The sequence below is a fragment of the Sphingobacterium sp. Ag1 genome, from assembly GCF_000988325.1.
In the GTDB taxonomy this organism is placed as follows: Bacteria; Bacteroidota; Bacteroidia; order Sphingobacteriales; family Sphingobacteriaceae; genus Sphingobacterium.
The window spans coordinates 120,157-138,992 of the sequence record NZ_LBGU01000041.1 but is presented as its reverse complement, the minus strand read 5'-3'; the positions used below and the strand labels follow the sequence as shown (position 1 = coordinate 138,992).

Below are 18,836 nucleotides of genomic sequence, written 5' to 3'. Positions count from 1 at the left end.
AACGTCGACTCCAAGTACTTTTCCACGGCTAAAGAAAATGCACAAAAAAATCCTCAAAAAGCTAAACACTTTTTGAGGACTTCCGACTGAACGATAAGCAGTACTTTACTGACAAGTCACCGTGATACCAGCTTACCGGACTATTTAAATGCTAATGCACACTGGACATATCGATCTGCGTCTTTCCTTGTTTAATCATCAAAACAAAAGGGACGCACAGCAAAAATATAACACCGAGATACAAAAACACATCCATGTAGGATAATACAGTAGCCTGTTTCATCACGCTCATATCGAGTATCTGGTGTGCTTTGGCCAAAGCTTCATTGGGCGAAAAACCTTTCGCCTGAAAGCTCATTTGCAATTGCTGCACCCGTTGCTGCACATCAAACTTACTTGGATCTAAATTAGCCACCAGATCAACGCGATGTTTTTGGCTATCACGGGCAATAAATGTCGTGATTAAAGCAATACCAAAAGAACCACCCAGCTGGCGCATCATCCCTGTAAAGGCAGCTCCTTCACCGATTGACTTACCATGTAATGTCGATAGTGAGAGTGTCATGACAGGTACGAATAACAATCCTAAGCCAACGCCACGGAGAATTAGGGGCCAAAACATGTGCTCTGCTCCCGTATCATTGGTCATGAGACTGTACATCCAAAAACAGAAGCCAAAAAAGATACTTAGTCCTACGGCAACCATATATTTTTGGGGAACACCATTTTGGATCATCTTCCCAATAAAAGGCATCATGATACCGGTCATGATTGAACTTGGCAACAATAACAAACCTGCGTCTGTGGCCGTCCATCCCAATATCGACTGTGTATAGATTGGAATAATAAAAGTCGATCCAAACAAGCCGAAACCAAGAATAAAACTCATCACTACACCAACCTGCAAATTCTTATCCTTCAATACCCGCAAGTTGACAATCGGTTTATCATAGACCAATTCCCGCCATATAAAGAATAACAGTCCGAAAACAGACAAGATTGATAAGCCTAAAATCAATGGATCGTCAAACCAATCATCCTGCTGTCCGTGCTCCAAAACGAATTGAAGAGAACCGATAAACATGATCAGAAAGATCATACCAAACCAATCCACCTCCTTTGCAGATTGTTTTTGGCTGTATTTAGGGCTTCGTACGAAAGACAAGGTCAACAACGTAGCGATAATCCCTAAAGGTACATTGATGTAAAATATATATGGCCAGGAGAAATTATCGATAATATATCCACCTAAAGGAGGACCTAGCGTAGGACCAATAATTACCCCCATACCATAGATAGCCTGAGCCATACTACGTTTTTCTTTCGGATAACTTTCTGTAATGATGGTTTGTGCGGTTACCAACAGAGCTCCACCGCCCATCCCTTGTATAAAACGAAATGCAACAAGCTCCCAAATATTGGTCGCGTTACCACATAAAAATGAAGATACTGTGAATATGATAATAGAAGCCGCGAAGTAATTTCTTCGTCCAAATTGTTGGGACAACCAGCTGGTCATCGGAATCACAATTACGTTGGCAATTGCGTAAGCCGTGATAACCCATGCCACATCCGTCAATGTCGCCCCCAAAGAACCTTTCATATCGTTCAGCGCCACGTTGACGATGGTTGTATCCACGATTTCCAACAGCGCACAAAGCACCGCCGTAATCGTGATTACAACACGTCGAAAACCATATTCAACCAGACTATCTTGTTGATTTAAATTTTCCATAGTTATTGAACATGCACATCTACGTCAGCATTCATGCCCGGTCTGAGCAAAGCCACATTTTCTGCTTTATTGTCTTTTGTCAATTTGATTTTTACAGGTAAACGCTGAACAGTCTTCACAAAGTTACCAGTCGCATTATCTGGCGGCAATAAAGAAAAACGCGATCCTGTCGCTGGTGAGAAAGAATTTACTTCACCTTCAAATTCGATATTAGGATAAGCATCCACTTTGATTCCCACCTTTTGACCAGGCTTCATTTTTTCCAATTGCGTCTCTTTAAAATTGGCTACTACCCAAGTTTCAATATTATCGACAATGTAGAATAAAGACTGACCTGGGTTGACCATTTGTCCAGGCTGAACCTTAATATTGGATACCTGACCATCTACCGATGCAAGTACAGCTGTATAAGACAAGTTTAACTTAGCTGCTTCAAGCTGCGCATTCGCCCTCTTTATATTTGCCTCAGCAACAGAAGTTTGCTTTGCCGCTACTGTAGTCTTACTAACGATTGCATTGCGTTGTGACGCACTGGCATTGCGTTGTTGTTGCAAAATTTCAACCTGCTTGTCCGCTTCCAATTTCGCTGTTAATGCCTGCTCATATTGCTGCTTCGTAATGGACTGGTTATTGTATAAGTTTTGGTAGCGAATATAATCATTGTTCGCTTGCTTAGCACGAATACGTGCCGCATCGATGCTGCCCAAATTGGATTGGATCGTTGCATCTGAGATGGCCACATTAGCCGAAGACGCAGATACATCTGCCTTTGAAACATCAAAGCTACTTTGAGCTGCTGCCAAGGCTGCTAATGCCTCGTCCACACGAACCTGATAGTCTTGACTCTCAATGGTGAACAGCGTATCCCCTTTTTTAACCAAATCATTGTCCTTTACATAGACTTTAGCGATAAAACCACCCACCCGTGGAATGATCGGGCTCATGTTTTTCTCTACCTGCGCATCGTCTGTAGTCTCATGCGCCTGGCCATGCATATATTTATACGCCCCATAAGCCCCTCCGAAGATGACCAATGCAGCCAAAACAATTGTAAATTTTTTATTTGTACCTTTTTTTTCAGGTGCGTTTTCTACTGTATTTTCCATGTCTAGATTAATTGCTATTTAATGTTTAAAGACCCATTTGCTAACAGCAGGTCGTAATATTTTTCAATGGTGTTTGCTTTGCTGATTGCCAGATTGATCTTACTCTGCAGCTGCTGCACGTCTGCGGTCAACAAATCGTCGGTATCTGCGATACCATTATCGTACTTATCTTTGGTGATCCGATAATTTTCAACCGCCTGATCCACCGCCTGATGATAGACCACATCCTGCTTTTGTGCCAGCATATAGTTTTCATTGGCCTGTTGAACCTGCACTTTTACCTTGTCATTTAATAATTCAATATGCTCATCAATTTCCTTGATACGGTTTTTTGCCACATTCACTTCTCTTTTATTTTTGTAAAGCGAACCGATATCGTAAGAAACGCCGATGCCAACCATGGCAGCATTCGTCACGGTAACCACCTTTTGAAGACCAAAAGCATTGTATCCAGCAGTTGCAGCAACAGTTGGCATGGCAGCCGCTTTTGTTACTTTCAACTGATCTTCAGCAACCAAACGTTGCGATTCCATCGATTTTAGATCTGAGCGCGAGGTTTTTGCTGCATCATATGATGCTTTTAAGCCCAAATCCACACCTGTGACTTCGCCCAAATTGATCTGATCCAGTTGGGTATCTTCATCAATTTTCAAGAAATTAGCCAATTGATAATTCAGCACCTTGATATTTTTCTGTGCTTCCTGAAGCGAAACCTGATAGTTTGAAAGCTGCAATTCTGCTTTTAATAAGTCATTACGTGCGATCAAACCATTATCCAACATCGCTTTAAAATCCGAAACACGTTGCTCCGACTGTTTGATATTCTCAGCTATCAACAAATTGGTTTGCTGAGCCTTATAAAGACTCAAATAAAGATTTACTGCACGTATAGCCAATTGTTCTTTGCTTGCTACAGCATTGTATTCCTCGGCTTTCAATACATCCTTTGCAATATCAATGCCGCCCTTAATTCTGCCACCGGTATAGATTGGCATACTCACCGAAGCCTGTCCTAACCACAATTGGTTTGCAGCGATATCTGGAGCAGATCCCCCCCCACCTAAAGCCAACTTTAAATTCACATTTGGAGTAGTCATAGCCATGTACTGTCCACTCAATTTTGCATCAGGAAGTTGTTTCGATTTGGCCGTTTCCACCTCGAGCTGCCTACCCAATATCTTGGTGTCGGCAGACTTCGCTTCCACGCTTTGATTTGCGGCCAAGTGAATTATTTCTTCCAAAGTCATGTGCTTGTTGTCCTGTGCCAACAAACCCATGGGACTTAAAAGCAATAAAGCACTCAAATTGGCCAACTTATTTTTCATATGTCAATAAAGCTTTAATTGTTGTCTGTATAAATTCTGTTAAAGTTGTTTCTATATAATTTGCATATTCTTCATCGTTATCGATATGCAACTGATCTTGCAAAAAGCAATGGTTCATCTGGAAATTCATAAAAGTTCCCATCATCATCGAATGGATTAAAATTGGATCATATCCACCTTTGAACACCCCCTGTTCTACACCTTCATTGATCACGGACGAGATAACCTCCAGGTTATGCAATTTGAGCTTCCTGAATGCTTCAGAGATCAGCATCCGCTGTTTTAGTGAACTTTCAATGGTAATAATATGATACAGCTTACGATGCGAATTCATCGATTTAATTGATCGATCTACCATCGCGTCTATTTTGTCCAGCGCATTGTCAATAAGCGCCAACTCATTCACATTGATCATAAAATCAGGGACACGCCACTCAAAAAACGTATCCAGCAACTTGTCCTTTGATCCAAAATAATAGTTGATCATTGCAACATTTACATTCGCTTCGTTGGCAATATCGCGCACGGAAGTCCCATCAAACCCTTTGGTTGCAAAAAGACGCTCAGCTACAAGTAAAATATCAATCTGTTTCTCGTTAAATTCCATTTTAAACCTCGATCTTTTAAAGATACCATCGCATATTCATAGCGATAATAAAAGACGTTCTCGCTAAATGCGCGACAAAGTTAAACAAACGTTTAATTTAAACAAGTGTTTAATTATTAAATTTGTGTAAAAAAAAACACCATTTCTGGTGTTCGCTATTTCAGATGGCATTTATTTCGCCAATGTTGGATGGGCTTGCTGCGCTATATTGGATGGGATTAGTTAAGGATCCGGTAGATCATTTCTTTTAAAATCTCTTCACTATTAAAATTGCTCGGCACATTCACACCTTTGGATTTCAAGTCGGTCTCCTTCAACACATGGAGCACATCGAAAGTTTTCCGTCTATTGTAATTTCGTGCGGCAAGCTCATATTCTTTCAGGAAGAATGGATGTACCCCCAATTCTTTTGCCGCAACCGATTTGTCGATTAGATAATGGTATTTGAGAATCTTCGTGAAGTAGGTAGCAATTTGTCCAATAACCATCACCAGTGGATTATTTTTGGGATTGGCCACAAAATAATCGACGATCTGATACGCTTTTAGGGCATTGCGTTTAGCCAATGCAGTATTTAATTCAAAAACATTATAATCTTTGGAAATACCAATATTCCGTTCAACATCTTCCATGCTTATTTCTTGGCTCTTTGGAACATTAAGCATCAGCTTATCAAGTTCATTGGCCACTTTTGATAGATCGTTACCAAGATAGTCCGCAATCATCACCGCAGCTTGCGGATGAATGCGCCAACCCGCATCTTTTACATATGTGCCGATCCAAGGGCCCACTTTATCGTCATATAGTTTGGCCGCATCGACGACTAAGCCTTTTTTTTCAAAAACTTTATAGATCTTTTTGCGTTTATCAAATTTTCCATGTTTAAAACAAAACACAAGAATGGTGGTCGGTGTAAGATGCTCCAGGTATTTCGTCAGCAGTTCTTCTGTATCCGATTTCCATTTCAGCTCCTGTGCTTCCTTGATGATAATCACCTGATAATCGCTCAACATGGGATACCGTTTTGCGGCATTGACAACGGTAGACATATCAATATCTTTTCCGTAGAAAATCGATTGATCAAAGCCCTTCTGTGCTTCGTTCAGTACGGTCGTCTCCAACGCATCAGCAATGGTATCAATGAAATAACTCTCCTCACCTTGCAATAAATACACTGGTTTAAAAGACCTGTTCTTAATATCGGATAAGATCGGATTGATGTTCATATGTAAAACTATCGATAGTATTTATTTTCACTGGGCCCAATTAAGCTCTTTACACGCGGCAACTTGTCTAAAGTTGCTATGGAGTACCCGGTCTATTTATTTATTTTTTCACTGCAGATCGGTTGCCCCATTACTTTCCCGCATCCAAACAATCTGCTACAGTCTAAAATGTCCCATGTTATTGCATCTTCACATGGTGTATCTAGTTCGACTATGGACATTTTATAGGAAGCAAAATTACGATTTTAATGGCAATTTAAACGAGTAACTCTGCCGAATTAACGCTTTTATAATTGATTCATCTACTGCCACCACTTTAAGCTATTGGTTTAAAGCCATGAACATTTAGCACCACAAGTTCCACAATTCTGGTCAAGCAATACTGCCATAAAAGCAGACCTGAGTTTTTTTACAAAAAATCATCTTCGTCAGCAAAAAAACACCATATTTCATGCCTGATGAATGTATTTCTTTTGCTAAAAATTTAGTATATTTGTGTATGTTTTCACCGACTCCACTGAACTTACCACCGTATCAAGCTAAAATATCCAAAAAGAATAATGCGATTTACATCTTTGATGAGCTCAGAAAAAAGGACCTGGTGTTAACGCCGGAAGAATGGGTTAGACAGCATTGGATCAACTATTTGTCGCTCATGAAAAATTACCCCAAGGCACTGATGCATATCGAAGGTGGTTTGAAATTAAATAACCTGCAGAAACGAAGTGATTTGTTGATTTACAACAGCAGCGGGCATAAGGTCGTTTTAGCTGAATTTAAAGCGCCACACGTAAAAATTACCCAACAAGTATTTGAGCAAATTGCAAATTATAACACGGTTCACCGCATACCTTACTTGTTAGTGAGCAACGGCATGAATCATTACTATTGTAAAATTGATTTTAACAGGGAGTCTTACGAATTTTTGGAAGACCTTCCCAACTACAATGAAATTGACTAAGGAGCTATGCATGAAATAGATAAAAATTAATCCGGAGATTCAGTCTCCCATAAGTCTTAAACGGGGAGCACCGAAAAAATGTAAAGTAGATGTAAAACATCTTTTCAATTTATTTGATTTTTAAAATATAGTTTTATATTAGTCCTACAGAATAGAAAAAATAAAAAGATGAATATAGATAAAAACGAATTCAGAAAATATGCAGTAAAGCATCACCGTATTGGAAGTCAACATGTTGATAGCTTCATTGCACGTACAGAGACTAGCATTCCGACAAACCTTACACCTTACATCGTCGAAGAACGTCAATTGAACGTTGCTCAGATGGATGTATTTTCACGTTTGATGATGGACCGCATCATATTTTTAGGCAGCGGTATTGATGATCAGGTAGCCAACATTATTCAGGCACAGCTCCTGTTCTTACAGTCTACCGATGCACAACGTGATATCCAGATCTACATCAATTCACCAGGTGGAAGCGTGTATGCTGGATTAGGAATTTACGATACCATGCAGTACATCACGCCAGATGTAGCAACCATCTGTACCGGCATTGCAGCATCTATGGGGGCTGTTCTTTTAGTTGCTGGTGCAAAAGGTAAACGTGCAGCCTTACGTCACTCGCGCGTCATGATTCACCAACCTTCTGGTGGCGCTCAAGGAGTCGCAGCCGATATGGAAATCAACTTACGTGAGATGATGAAATTAAAAGAAGAATTATACACCATTATTTCAGATCACTCTGGACAAACTTACGAATGGGTAGAAAAATCTTCCGATCGCGACTACTGGATGCGGGCCAACGAAGCCAAAGAATTCGGTATGATTGACGAGATTTTACTTCCTAAGAAGGAGATTATTAAATAACAATGGCAAAGAATAACGATAGAGACATTCATTGTTCGTTTTGTGGCATAAGCAAAAATGAAGCCCAGATGCTTATTGCTGGCAACGGTGCACACATCTGTGACCGTTGTATTCAGCAAGCAGGCGAGATCTTGGCAGAAGAATTAAAACAACGAAAAAGCAAAACCTTACAGACAGCTTTAAAGTTGATCCGTCCTTTGGAGATCAAAACTCACTTGGACCAATATGTAATCGGTCAAGATGATGCAAAAAAAGTAATTTCTGTAGCCGTTTATAATCACTATAAACGTTTAAATCAGAAAGTGGATAAAGATGAGATTGAAATCGAAAAATCCAATTTGATTATCGTAGGTGAAACAGGTACTGGTAAGACCTTGCTGGCAAAAACTGTCGCCAAGATACTCAATGTACCTTTCTGTATTGTGGATGCAACGGTATTAACAGAAGCAGGTTATGTAGGGGAAGACGTCGAAAGTATATTGACGCGTTTACTGCAAGCAGCAGATTATGATGTTGCTTCGGCCGAACGTGGTATCATCTATATCGATGAGATTGACAAAATCGCACGTAAAAGCGACAATCCTTCCATTACCAGAGATGTATCAGGTGAAGGTGTGCAGCAGGCGTTATTGAAGATTCTCGAAGGTACAGTTGTAAACGTTCCACCACAAGGCGGCCGTAAACATCCCGATCAAAAAATGATCGCAGTCAATACAAGTAATATTCTATTTATCTGTGGTGGTGCATTTGACGGTATTCAAAAGAAAATTGCAAACCGTTTGCGTACGCAAACAGTAGGTTATAAAATGAACGAAGACGAAGAGGAAATTGACTTGAACAATCTGTACAAGTATATTACACCTCAGGACTTAAAGAACTTTGGTTTAATCCCCGAATTGATTGGCCGTCTTCCAGTATTGACTTACCTCAATCCATTGGATAAGGAAACATTACTGAGCATATTGACTGAACCAAAAAATGCGTTGGTAAAACAATATAAGAAATTGTTTGAATACGAAGGTATCGACTTAAAATTTGATCCGGAAGTATATACCTTTATTGTAGACAAAGCTGACGAATTCAAACTGGGGGCCCGAGGCCTGCGCAGCATCTGCGAAGCCATTATGCTGGATGCCATGTTTGAGATTCCGTCAACAAAAGAGCAAACGGGACAGAAAGCATTGGAAATCACCTTGGACTATGCGAAGAAAAAATTCGAAAAGTCCGATTTGAAAAAGCTTAAAGTCGCTTAAAAAAAATCCCGTTCGCTGAACGGGATTTTTTTTTAAAAGAATTAAAAATCTTATATTACAATAATAACATAGCCATAACGGAATGTTGACAGGAAGATAAGAGATTCAAGAAATTAAATTTAATGACTATGACAACAAAGAAAAGTGCAAAGAATACCGTAAATAGTCCGATCACACCCGGTTTAAAAACCAAAGAAGAAATCGTGAACAACTGGCTTCCCCGTTATACGGGAAGACCTTTGGAAGAGTTTGGAGAATATATCCTTTTAACGAACTTTTCAAAATATATCCACCTTTTTTCTGAAATGCATGATAATGCGCCCATCTATGGCGAAGATAAACCCATGCAATCTGTAACGGCCGGAGGAATCACCATTATCAATTTTGGCATGGGAAGTCCTATGGCTGCCACTATTATGGATCTTTTGGCAGCTATTGCTCCTAAAGCAGTGCTGTTTTTGGGAAAAACCGGTGGGATTAAGAAGAAGATTCCTGTTGGCGAATTAATTCTACCAATTGCCGCTATCCGCGGTGAGGGAACATCCAACGACTACTTTCCACCCGAAGTACCTTCATTACCAGCCTTCGCCATGCAAAAGGCTATATCCACCACAATTCGGGACCACCAACGGGATTACTGGACCGGAACGGTATACACCACCAATAGACGGGTCTGGGAACATGACAAAGCTTTCAAAAAGTATTTGAAATCAATCCGTGCCATGTGCGTGGATATGGAAACAGCAACGATATTCAGCGTTGGATTTGCTAATAAAATCCCAACAGGCGCATTGTTGTTGGTTTCAGACCAGCCGATGATTCCAGAAGGTGTTAAAACCTCAGTCAGTGACGTCACTGTTACCGCAAAATATGTAGAGGCACATATCAGTATAGGTATTGATGCCTTAAAACAGCTTATCAATAACGGATTGACCGTGAAGCACCTTAAATTCTAAACACCCTAAAAAACACATCATATTTTCCTTTACAGCGAAAATATGATGTATCCCTACGCGATAAGCAATTCTCTCACAGGTAATTACAACTATTAAACATTATTTTTGATTAATAATTGAACAGCGATTAACTATTAATCGGGATGTTAACAAATGTTAATCTTCACAATAATTAAACGATTTGTCGTTTATATTGTAATATTCATATTACTCAACACATATATCGTAAAAATTAATCAAGCATTGTGAAGAAAAAAACATTATCTATTTTTAAAGTATCCGTATTGATTTGTTCAGCCTTAGCCACGCAGGTAAGTTGTTCTTCAAGTTCTTCAAAAGAAAATAAAACCAATGAAAAAAATGTAGCCTTGCCAGTCTATACGGTCACTAAATCAGATGCAACCACCATCAAGGACTATTTAGGAACCATAGAAGGTAAAGTCAACGTAGAAGTGCGCCCGCAGGTTGAAGGACTGCTTCAGGAAATTTATGTCGATGAGGGTTCTTTTGTTCAAAAAGGCCAAAAGCTATTCAAGGTAGACCCTTCTACTTATCAGGAAAATCTCAATAATATGGTCGCTACGGAGCAGGTTGCCAAGGCCAAACTAAAAAATGCGCAGCTTGAAGTCGACCGCTTGAAACCACTGGTTCAAAACGAAGTCATTTCGGATGTCAGGCTGGCTTCGGCAAAATCAGATTATCAAGTCGCCAAAGCAACGCTGGACCAGGCCATCGCAGCCGTACGTTCGGCGCAGATCAGTAAAGACTTCACAGTTATTACGGCTCCCGTAAGCGGTTATATTGGCCGCATCCCAAAGCGTATCGGAAACTTGGTATCAAAGGGCGATAAAGAGCCCCTCACCTATCTTTCGGACATCCAGGAAGTGTATGTGTATTTCTCCATGAATGAATCAGATTTTCTTTATTTTTCCAAGGCACAGGCCAAAAAAGATAGTATCGAAGGGAAAAAGTATAACCAGAATCAAAAGCTTATCTTTCCAGAAGTGACTTTGGTGCTCGCGGATGGCGAAGAATATGCAAAAAAAGGTGTGGTTGATGCCGTCAATGGCCAAATTAACCGGACAACGGGAGCAATCTCCTTGCGTGCGACATTTCAAAACCACGACAATATTCTTCGATCTGGAAGCAGCGGCACCCTTAAGATTGCCGAAGTAAAAAAAGATGTTCTTCAAATCCCGCAGATTGCCGTCAATGAATTGCAGGATAAAACCTTTGTCTATATACTGGACCAAAACAATAAGGCGCAAAAACGAAATATCCAGCTTTCGGGAAAAAGTAAAAATAACTATATCGTCTATTCAGGCCTCAAGGAAAACGATCGCGTTATTACCAGTGGATTTGACAAATTGACCGACGGTTCTCCAGTAACTCCGATTTTACAGAAATAATTATCGATCATTTTTGCATACTACCCGGTGCCAGGCATGCTGTGCGCCAAAAGTAGCGTGTTTAAAATTCTATGTATATGCTAAAAACATTTATAAATAGGCCTGTATTAGCCACGGTGGTTTCCATTATCCTGGTTATCTTAGGCTTAGTGGGGCTAAAACTCCTGCCTGTCTCGCGCTTTCCAGAAATTGCTCCACCCAGTGTGCTTGTTTCACTAAGTTATCCGGGAGCTAATGCCGAAACCGTAGCAAAAAGCGTTTTACTACCTATCGAAGAAGCCATCAATGGTGTGGAGGATATGACCTATATCAAGTCGTCTGCCTCCAATTCAGGATCAGGAAGTGTGTCGGTGTACTTTAAGACAGGTACCAATCCTGATATTGCCTCTGTCAACGTACAAACACGTATTTCCAAAGCGATCAGCTCCATTCCCGCCGAAGTCAACGAAGCCGGGATCACTGTCATGCCACGGCAAACCGGTGTCATCATGACCATTAATCTCTACTCCGATCATCAGGATAGTGCCTACGACGAAACCTTTCTGCAAGCCTATGCACAGATCAACCTCATGCGTCCTTTACTGCGTGTCGATGGCGTAGCTCAGGTGTCCCGTTTGGGGGCCAGAGATTATGCCATGCGCCTTTGGTTAAATCCCGAAAAGCTAGCCCTTTATAACCTCGTTCCACAAGATGTTATGAATGCTATAAAAGATCAAAACTTTGAGATTGCCCCCGGTAAATTTGGAGAAACCTCGGATGAAGCTTTCGAAACAGTGATCCGTCACAAAGGGCGTTTCACCACACCGGAGGAATTCCAGAGTATTGTGATCAAAACCAACACCGACGGTTCAGTGCTCTATTTAAAAGATGTGGCCCGGGTAGAATTCGGTGCTACAAATTTAAGCAGCGACAACAAGGTAAATGGGCATCCCGGTCTTACACTCAACTTAACTCAGACCAGTGGTTCCAATGCCCATGATATCGACATTGCCGTCAGAAAGGTTCTTGAAGAACAATCAAAAACATTTCCAAAAGGCCTACACTATGAGGTGACCTATTCTGTACGTGATCAGATCGACGAATCGATTAACCAAGTGGAGCACACCCTTTTTGAGGCCTTTATCCTAGTATTTATTATTGTCTTTATCTTTCTGCAAGATTTTAGATCCACCCTGATTCCGGCAATTGCAATCCCTGTTTCCTTGGTGGGAACCTTCTTTTTTCTACAGCTTTTTGGATTTTCGCTCAATGTCCTCACGATGTTTGCTCTGGTACTGGCGATTGGAATCGTGGTGGATGACGCCATTGTCGTCGTCGAAGCTATCCATGAAAAAATGCACTGTACAGGAATGAAACCCAGGGCCGCGACATTGTCAACGATGTCCGAGATTACGGGAGCTATCCTGTCAATAACCATGGTCATGGCTGCTGTATTTTTGCCTGTAGGATTTATGGAAGGGCCAGCAGGTATTTTCTATCGACAATTTGCCTATACCTTGGCAACAGCGATTCTGATTTCAGCTCTCAATGCCTTGACTTTAAGTCCAGCCTTATGTGCGCTACTCCTGAAAGCCCCACAGCATGATACCAATCCAAAAAGCAGCAAAATCAATCAATTTAAAGATCGTTTCTTTAAAGCATTCAATACATCTTTTGATCGGCTGACCGCCCGTTATGTCGCTCTTGTAGAAATACTGATCAAGAATAAAAAAATAGCCTGGGCAGGCTTAATTTTAATTACAGCACTTGGCATTGTGTTTATGATTAAAACACCCAAAAGTTTTATTCCGACCGAAGATGATGGCTTTATTACATATAACATTGCCCTCCCTCCCGGCGCTTCATTGAGCCGGACAACTGAGGTTCTTCATCGTGCCGATAGTATTTTAAAGAAAAGAAAGGATATCAATGGCATGACAACAGTCTCTGGTTTTAACGCCTTGGACGGAAGCTCCAGCCCCGCCTTCGCTGCGGGTTATATTACCTTAAAACCACATGCCAAACGCGAGCACATCAAAAACATTAATACGTTTATGGATACCATCAGGCATGATCTGTCCCAGATCAATGAAGCAGCGTTTACGGTGTTCCCCCGACCTACCGTACAGGGTTTTGGAGACTTTGCGGGCATTGAAATGGTTCTTCAGGATCGGATGGGTGGTGACATTCGGGATTTCAACACCATTGCAGATACCTTTATTAACCAGCTCAATACGCTGCCTGAAATTCGCAGCGCCTACACAAGCTTTAAATCAAACTTCCCTCAATATGAAGTAAATATCGATGCCGTAAAGGCAAAATCGCTGGGCGTCGAAATCAAAGATCTTATGTCCACAATACGGTCTTATTTTGCACGTGTACAGGCGAGTGATTTTAACCGGTTTGGTCGCCAATACCGCGTTTATGTCCAATCGGATTTCGACTTCCGGAAGGATCCCGAATCCTTCAATTCTATTTTTGTGCGGAATAGTAAAGGCGAAATGGTTCCTATTAACACCATATTAACTTTAGAAAAGACGGTGGGTCCGGAAACTATTACACGCTACAATCTGTACAACGCGATAGCGGTTAATATTACACCTGCGGAAGGCTATAGTACCGATGATGCCATGCAGGCTATCCAAAAATTGGCCGACAATAAACTTCCGGGTAATTACGGTTTTGAATGGACGGGCATGAGCTATGAAGAAAGTCAGTCCGGTTCACAGACGATCTTGATTTTTGCGCTTAGTATCCTATTCGTCTACTTCCTGCTTTCGGCCCAATACGAAAGCTATATCCTCCCTTGGGCAGTACTACTGTCCATACCAGTTGGCCTGATCGGCGTTTTTGCCGTGATCAACCTTGTGGGACTTCAAAACAATATTTATGTGCAAGTCGGACTCATTATGCTCATTGGCCTCTTGGCCAAAAATGCGATTCTGATCGTGGAGTTCGCTGTCCAGGAGCGCAAAAACGGTAAGAGCATTGTCGAAGCAGCCATTAGCGGTTCAAAACTTAGGTTAAGGCCAATCTTGATGACCAGCCTGGCTTTTGTTGCAGGACTGGTCCCCTTGATGTGGACGGTCGGCCCTTCGGCGATCGGTAACCATTCGATCAGTTTCAGCGCCGCCGGCGGCATGCTGTTTGGTGTAGCATTCGGCATCTTTATCATCCCGGTACTCTTTGTCGTATTCAAAAATCTGGATGAAAAAATACATGATAAACTAGCTAAAGAAGAGGAAGAATAATGAAAAATATAAAAAAATACCTTTCGGGTATAGCTATCATCGTGGGGCTCTTAGGCCTAATGAATGCTTGTAAGATCGGCAAAGATTATGTGCAGCCCAAGTTCAAACTTCCGGAAAACTTTCGTGGCGATACATTGGATTACTTTGGGGATACTTCCAGCATGGGCCTTATCCATTGGAAATCCTTCTTTCACGATCCCACATTAAAACTATTGATTGATTCGGCCCTGGCCAATAATTTTGAAATGAAGACCGCTTTACTCAACCTTCAAATTTCAAACAGGGTATTAGCGCAGAACAAAGCCAATTATCTGCCCAGTGTAAATGCGACAATTGCCAATGGAAACCGTACTTGGCGATCGAAGGACTTTGGCAGCGGCCCACTCAGCAAATACTACGATCACAAGGGTGAACAAGCTCCTCAAAATATGTTCGTCTATCAGTCTATGTTTGGCTCCGATATTAACTTTAGCTGGGAAGTCGATATCTGGAAGAAAATAGGAAGCAAACAAGAGCAACTCTTAGCTGAGTATTTGGACACACAAGAGGCAAAAAATGCCATACAGACCTCGATCATCACAGCCGTGGCAAAAGGGTATTTCAATCTCCTGATGCTCGATGCCAAAATTGAAGTTGCCAAACGGAACGTCCAATTAAACGATAGCACCCTCCGCATGATCAAGCTCCAATATGAAGCCGGTGAAATCACGGCCTTGGCGATCCAACAAACGCAATCCCAACGCCTATTGGCAGCCTCCCTCGTTCCCGAGATCGAAAAGGAGATTGTCATCCAGGAAAATGCGCTGCAGACACTGACGGGAAAATTACCCGACAGCATCAAAAGAGGAACTTCTTACGAGCATCTCTTCGCGGAGAGCAAAGACATCTCCCTGGGCTCTCCGATCGAGATCCTGCGTAATAGACCTGATATCCGGTCATCGGAATTTCAACTGATGGCAGCCAGTGCGAATGCAAATATCCAACAGGCTATGCGTTATCCGTCATTGACCGTGGGCGGCGTATTGGGTGTAAATAGTATGCTCCCTAAAAATTGGTTCAATATCCCCGGCGCATTGCTCGGCGGAATAACAGGCAATTTAACAACGCCTATTTTCAAAAACAGGACATTGAAAACACAGTATGAGGTAGCCAAATTGGAACGTGATAAAGCCGAAATCCAACTGCAACAAAAAGTCATCGAGGCTGTCGCCGAAGTCTCTAATGCCGTGGTCACCGTGGATAAGCAACGTGAACAATTAGCTCTGGCTAAAGAAAGGGTCGAAAATGCGCACCTGGCGGTTAAAAATGCAGGTTTACTCTTTAAAAGTGGGTTTGCCACCTATTTAGAGGTTATTACAGCGCAAAGTAATGCCCTAAACAGCGACCTGGATCTCGTCGAATTACGACAACAGCATTTAGATGCCTTTGTAGATCTGTATCGTGCGCTCGGTGGAGGTTGGAGATAAGGATTTAAAACTTTATTTTTGTGGTATGACTCTAGAAGAATTACAACACTATTTTCAATCCAAAGACTTGCCTGAAACGCTGGAAATACAGCAAGATATGCAAGTTTTCGACGTACAGCGTTTCTTGAGCACAAGCTTCATCCATGTGAGCTTATGGAAAAAAGATTTAAGCAAATGTCCATCTTGGATTAGACTGCTGAAATTCAAGGATGCCCTAGAAGCAAAAGAAGAAGCCTAACATCTGTTAGGCTTCTTCTTTATTTATACGTTCTATAGGCTGGGCGCAAGTTGTTTCATTAATAAAGGCATCTGCTCTTTCGAAAAGATCTCTTCTGCCCCAGCGTCTCGCAATTCCATGCGCTCATTTTCATCACTACTTGATGTCAACCCAAATATTCTGATCGAGGGAAATCTTTCTCTCACAATTTTTGCTGTTTCTATTCCGTTTAATACAGGCATATGCAGGTCTAATATACATATCTCAGGAAGCTCATGCTCGTTTTCATGGAGGTAGTCGATCAACTCCCTCCCATTGGATGCACAATAAACCAAATCCAATAAATGTGATTGAGCCATCGCTCGCATCAACACATGATGAATCATCGCATCATCTGCGTAGACAATCGTACATCTATCTTTGGTATCCATTTGAATAAGCTGTCATTTAGTAATTATAAAAACAATATTATATAAATATGTAATAAAATAAAAAATACAGAAAAAAGTTAGCAATAATTATGTTATTATACAAATTTTATTTCAAAATGTCCAATATTAACAATCCAACAAACTTTTAGTTTGATTTATACAATAAGAACATCATAGGTAGCAATCTTTTCGCGTCAAAAGCGTTAGAAAAGACTTGGTAAAGAGAAACGAAGACCCGTTGAATATCTCCTAAAAATCATCTTCAATAATTTCGGCCACTCTTCCGACCTGACCGTCCGTCAACCTGACTTTAATCCCCCTCGAATGATAAGAGGATGATGTTAGCAGGTCCTTCACAATGCCTTCTGTTAGATTTCCCGTACGCTGGTCCTTTTTTAAGATTATATTCACCAACATACCTGGCTTTACATCTGCTCTATTTCTTCCATCCATGGTCAAACTTAGATAAATAGTTTTTTAAATGCAATATAAATAATCATTTATTGTTGGAAAGACCTTCATCCTGAATGCTGGAAAAAGCATATTGAAGTGAATGCAGGCTATTGCATAGATAAATGTTACAAATCAAATGTAAAGACCTTTTCCTGCTAGCACAGTCATATCACAAAAAATGGTCGGAAGAAATTCCGACCATCGTTGGCTTTTAGCTTTTTTTTAGAAATTGTCACCGTCAGCATTTTCCGGCGACCGTTTGACTTATTTAAATAACTTAAAGATATCGTTTCCGAATATAAAGACCATTAAGGCCAAAAGAATGAAGAAACCGACCATTTGTGCTTTTTCCAGGAATTTTTCACTCAATGGCTTGCCTTGAATCATCTCAACCAACAAGAACAACACGTGACCGCCATCCAAAGCTGGAATAGGCAATAGGTTCATAAAGGCCAATGCCATTGACAACATCCCTACTAAGGACCAAAAACGGATCCAGTCCACTTCCGTGCCGAACAAGGTTGCAATGCCAATAGGGCCAGATAATGCTTTATCAGCACGCACTTCGCCTTTGAAAATTTTACCAAATCCCTTGGCGTTATCGGTAATCACTGTAAACGCTTTCTTTGCACCGATCGGAAACGCCTCCATCAAGGTATATTGCGTTGTAAACGATTTGATGGAATAATCACGATTGATCCCTATTCCCAGCATGGCATCTGCAGGAACAATTCCTTGCAAGGAAACTTCGGCCCCTTTGCGTAAAACTTTAATCGCAACCGTTTTATTGCTGTTCGCTTTTATTTGCGCCTTAAATTGATCGAAGAAAGGAACCAGCGTCTCGTTCACAGCAATAATGCTATCGCCTTTCACAAATCCCATTTTACTTGCCACCGAACCGGGAGCTACTTCAGCAACACTGGTCGTTTTAACACGTGGCTCAATAAACTTCTCGCCTTTTTTGTCGGAAAGCGTGTTTAGTAAATCTGCTGGCACTTTGATATCTGTTATCGCACCAGCGCGTTCAACGGCAAGCGTGACTCCGCCCATCAATACCTTAGAACTGATCAGCTCGGAGTAATTTTCGATATGGTGACCGTCTATTGAAATCACCTTATCCCCAGCTTTCAAACCAATAGATTCACCAATGGACCCGGGCACAATACCGTTTACCAGCTGATCCATTTTGATGTCTGTATTGCCCATTTTAAAAGTCAGCATCCAAAAAACAACCACACCGACGACAATATTGACAATAATACCACCTAACATGACGATTAAACGTTGCCAGGCAGGTTTAGATCTAAATTCCCAAGGTTGTGGTTCACCTTTCAATTGCTCCGTATCCATCGATTCATCGATCATGCCGGCAATTTTCACATAGCCACCCAGCGGCAACCAGCCAATACCATATTCACAGCCCTTATAATTGAATTTAAATAATTTCACTCCCCAAGCATCAAAGAACAGATAAAACTTTTCTACCTTGATACCAAATGCACGTGCTGCTAAGAAATGTCCTAACTCATGTAGAACAATTAAAATTGACAAGCCTAAAATCACTTGTCCGACCATAATTAAAACACCCATG

16 protein-coding genes are annotated in these 18,836 nt (G+C 41.2%); 8 read left to right on the top strand and 8 right to left on the bottom strand.

Annotation, left to right across the window (positions count from 1 at the left end; translation table 11 throughout):
* Positions 1-151: 151 nt before the first annotated feature.
* The 5 genes from AAW12_RS15415 to holA all read right to left on the bottom strand — a co-directional run bounded on the left by AAW12_RS15415 (position 152) and on the right by holA (position 5,999).
* Positions 152-1,735 carry an MDR family MFS transporter gene (locus AAW12_RS15415; protein ID WP_046674536.1) on the bottom strand — a complete coding sequence of 528 codons (1,584 nt, stop codon included), beginning with the start codon at positions 1,733-1,735 and terminating at the stop codon, positions 152-154.
* A 2-nt stretch (positions 1,736-1,737) separates the two neighbouring features.
* A complete protein-coding gene (locus tag AAW12_RS15410) occupies positions 1,738-2,841 on the bottom strand; it encodes an HlyD family secretion protein (protein ID WP_046674535.1) in 1,104 nt (367 codons plus the stop codon).
* 14 nt (positions 2,842-2,855) lie between these two features.
* Positions 2,856-4,166 (bottom strand): TolC family protein, encoded by a 1,311-nt coding sequence (locus AAW12_RS15405; protein WP_046674534.1) that lies wholly within the window; start codon positions 4,164-4,166, stop codon positions 2,856-2,858.
* Positions 4,156-4,773, bottom strand: a complete 618-nt coding sequence (locus tag AAW12_RS15400) for a TetR/AcrR family transcriptional regulator (protein ID WP_046674533.1) — start codon at positions 4,771-4,773, stop codon at positions 4,156-4,158. The genes AAW12_RS15405 and AAW12_RS15400 overlap by 11 nt, the downstream gene beginning before the upstream one ends.
* 218 nt (positions 4,774-4,991) lie before the next feature.
* Positions 4,992-5,999 (bottom strand): DNA polymerase III subunit delta, encoded by a 1,008-nt coding sequence (holA, locus tag AAW12_RS15395; RefSeq protein WP_046674532.1) that lies wholly within the window; start codon positions 5,997-5,999, stop codon positions 4,992-4,994.
* 499 nt (positions 6,000-6,498) lie between these two features.
* Between holA and AAW12_RS15390 the strand changes: the two genes are divergently transcribed.
* The 8 genes from AAW12_RS15390 (at position 6,499) to AAW12_RS15355 (ending at position 16,382) form a co-directional block, all read left to right on the top strand.
* A complete protein-coding gene (locus AAW12_RS15390) occupies positions 6,499-6,960 on the top strand; it encodes a type I restriction enzyme HsdR N-terminal domain-containing protein (RefSeq protein WP_046674531.1) in 462 nt (153 codons plus the stop codon).
* Positions 6,961-7,128: 168 nt separating this feature from the next.
* Entirely contained in the window at positions 7,129-7,830 is a 702-nt protein-coding gene (gene clpP, locus AAW12_RS15385) for an ATP-dependent Clp endopeptidase proteolytic subunit ClpP (protein ID WP_046674530.1), read from the top strand.
* 2 nt (positions 7,831-7,832) lie between these two features.
* The gene (gene clpX / locus AAW12_RS15380) at positions 7,833-9,083 is read left to right on the top strand and encodes an ATP-dependent Clp protease ATP-binding subunit ClpX (protein ID WP_046674529.1); all 1,251 of its coding nucleotides are present in this window, start codon (positions 7,833-7,835) and stop codon (positions 9,081-9,083) included.
* A 122-nt stretch (positions 9,084-9,205) separates the two neighbouring features.
* Positions 9,206-10,039, top strand: coding sequence for an AMP nucleosidase (locus AAW12_RS15375; RefSeq protein WP_046674528.1), 834 nt, complete (start codon positions 9,206-9,208; stop codon positions 10,037-10,039).
* A gap of 245 nt (positions 10,040-10,284) precedes the next feature.
* Positions 10,285-11,448 (top strand): efflux RND transporter periplasmic adaptor subunit, encoded by a 1,164-nt coding sequence (locus AAW12_RS15370; protein WP_231585279.1) that lies wholly within the window; start codon positions 10,285-10,287, stop codon positions 11,446-11,448.
* A gap of 77 nt (positions 11,449-11,525) precedes the next feature.
* Positions 11,526-14,678 carry an efflux RND transporter permease subunit gene (locus AAW12_RS15365; protein WP_046674683.1) on the top strand — a complete coding sequence of 1,051 codons (3,153 nt, stop codon included), beginning with the start codon at positions 11,526-11,528 and terminating at the stop codon, positions 14,676-14,678.
* On the top strand, positions 14,678-16,144 hold the full coding sequence (locus AAW12_RS15360; RefSeq protein ID WP_046674526.1) for an efflux transporter outer membrane subunit: 1,467 nt from the start codon (positions 14,678-14,680) through the stop codon (positions 16,142-16,144). The genes AAW12_RS15365 and AAW12_RS15360 overlap by 1 nt, the downstream gene beginning before the upstream one ends.
* Positions 16,145-16,169: 25 nt before the next feature.
* On the top strand, positions 16,170-16,382 hold the full coding sequence (locus AAW12_RS15355; protein ID WP_046674682.1) for a DUF6965 family protein: 213 nt from the start codon (positions 16,170-16,172) through the stop codon (positions 16,380-16,382).
* A gap of 32 nt (positions 16,383-16,414) precedes the next feature.
* On the opposite strand, the gene AAW12_RS15350 is transcribed toward AAW12_RS15355, so the two are convergent.
* The 3 genes from AAW12_RS15350 to rseP form a co-directional block, all read right to left on the bottom strand.
* On the bottom strand, positions 16,415-16,747 hold the full coding sequence (locus AAW12_RS15350; RefSeq protein WP_197084054.1) for a response regulator: 333 nt from the start codon (positions 16,745-16,747) through the stop codon (positions 16,415-16,417).
* Positions 16,748-17,041: 294 nt separating this feature from the next.
* Complete coding sequence (locus AAW12_RS15345) at positions 17,042-17,245, bottom strand: YwbE family protein (RefSeq protein ID WP_046674525.1); 204 nt, start codon at positions 17,243-17,245, stop codon at positions 17,042-17,044.
* A gap of 264 nt (positions 17,246-17,509) precedes the next feature.
* A complete protein-coding gene (rseP, locus tag AAW12_RS15340; RefSeq protein ID WP_046674524.1) occupies positions 17,510-18,835 on the bottom strand; it encodes an RIP metalloprotease RseP in 1,326 nt (441 codons plus the stop codon).
* Position 18,836: the final 1 nt, after the last annotated feature.

Excerpts from the sequence above, each read along its gene's own strand:
- AAW12_RS15405 (WP_046674534.1), bottom strand. The coding sequence starts at position 4,166 with ATGAAAAATAAGTTGGCCAATTTGAGTGCTTTATTGCTTTTAAGTCCC.
- clpX (WP_046674529.1), top strand. The coding sequence starts at position 7,833 with ATGGCAAAGAATAACGATAGAGACATTCATTGTTCGTTTTGTGGCATA.
- AAW12_RS15375 (WP_046674528.1), top strand. The coding sequence starts at position 9,206 with ATGACTATGACAACAAAGAAAAGTGCAAAGAATACCGTAAATAGTCCG.
- holA (WP_046674532.1), bottom strand. The coding sequence starts at position 5,999 with ATGAACATCAATCCGATCTTATCCGATATTAAGAACAGGTCTTTTAAA.
- rseP (WP_046674524.1), bottom strand. The coding sequence starts at position 18,835 with ATGGGTGTTTTAATTATGGTCGGACAAGTGATTTTAGGCTTGTCAATT.
- AAW12_RS15415 (WP_046674536.1), bottom strand. The coding sequence starts at position 1,735 with ATGGAAAATTTAAATCAACAAGATAGTCTGGTTGAATATGGTTTTCGA.
- AAW12_RS15345 (WP_046674525.1), bottom strand. The coding sequence starts at position 17,245 with ATGGATGGAAGAAATAGAGCAGATGTAAAGCCAGGTATGTTGGTGAAT.
- AAW12_RS15400 (WP_046674533.1), bottom strand. The coding sequence starts at position 4,773 with ATGGAATTTAACGAGAAACAGATTGATATTTTACTTGTAGCTGAGCGT.
- AAW12_RS15350 (WP_197084054.1), bottom strand. The coding sequence starts at position 16,747 with ATGATTCATCATGTGTTGATGCGAGCGATGGCTCAATCACATTTATTG.
- AAW12_RS15360 (WP_046674526.1), top strand. The coding sequence starts at position 14,678 with ATGAAAAATATAAAAAAATACCTTTCGGGTATAGCTATCATCGTGGGG.
- clpP (WP_046674530.1), top strand. The coding sequence starts at position 7,129 with ATGAATATAGATAAAAACGAATTCAGAAAATATGCAGTAAAGCATCAC.
- AAW12_RS15390 (WP_046674531.1), top strand. The coding sequence starts at position 6,499 with ATGTTTTCACCGACTCCACTGAACTTACCACCGTATCAAGCTAAAATA.
- AAW12_RS15410 (WP_046674535.1), bottom strand. The coding sequence starts at position 2,841 with ATGGAAAATACAGTAGAAAACGCACCTGAAAAAAAAGGTACAAATAAA.
- AAW12_RS15365 (WP_046674683.1), top strand. The coding sequence starts at position 11,526 with ATGCTAAAAACATTTATAAATAGGCCTGTATTAGCCACGGTGGTTTCC.
- AAW12_RS15355 (WP_046674682.1), top strand. The coding sequence starts at position 16,170 with ATGACTCTAGAAGAATTACAACACTATTTTCAATCCAAAGACTTGCCT.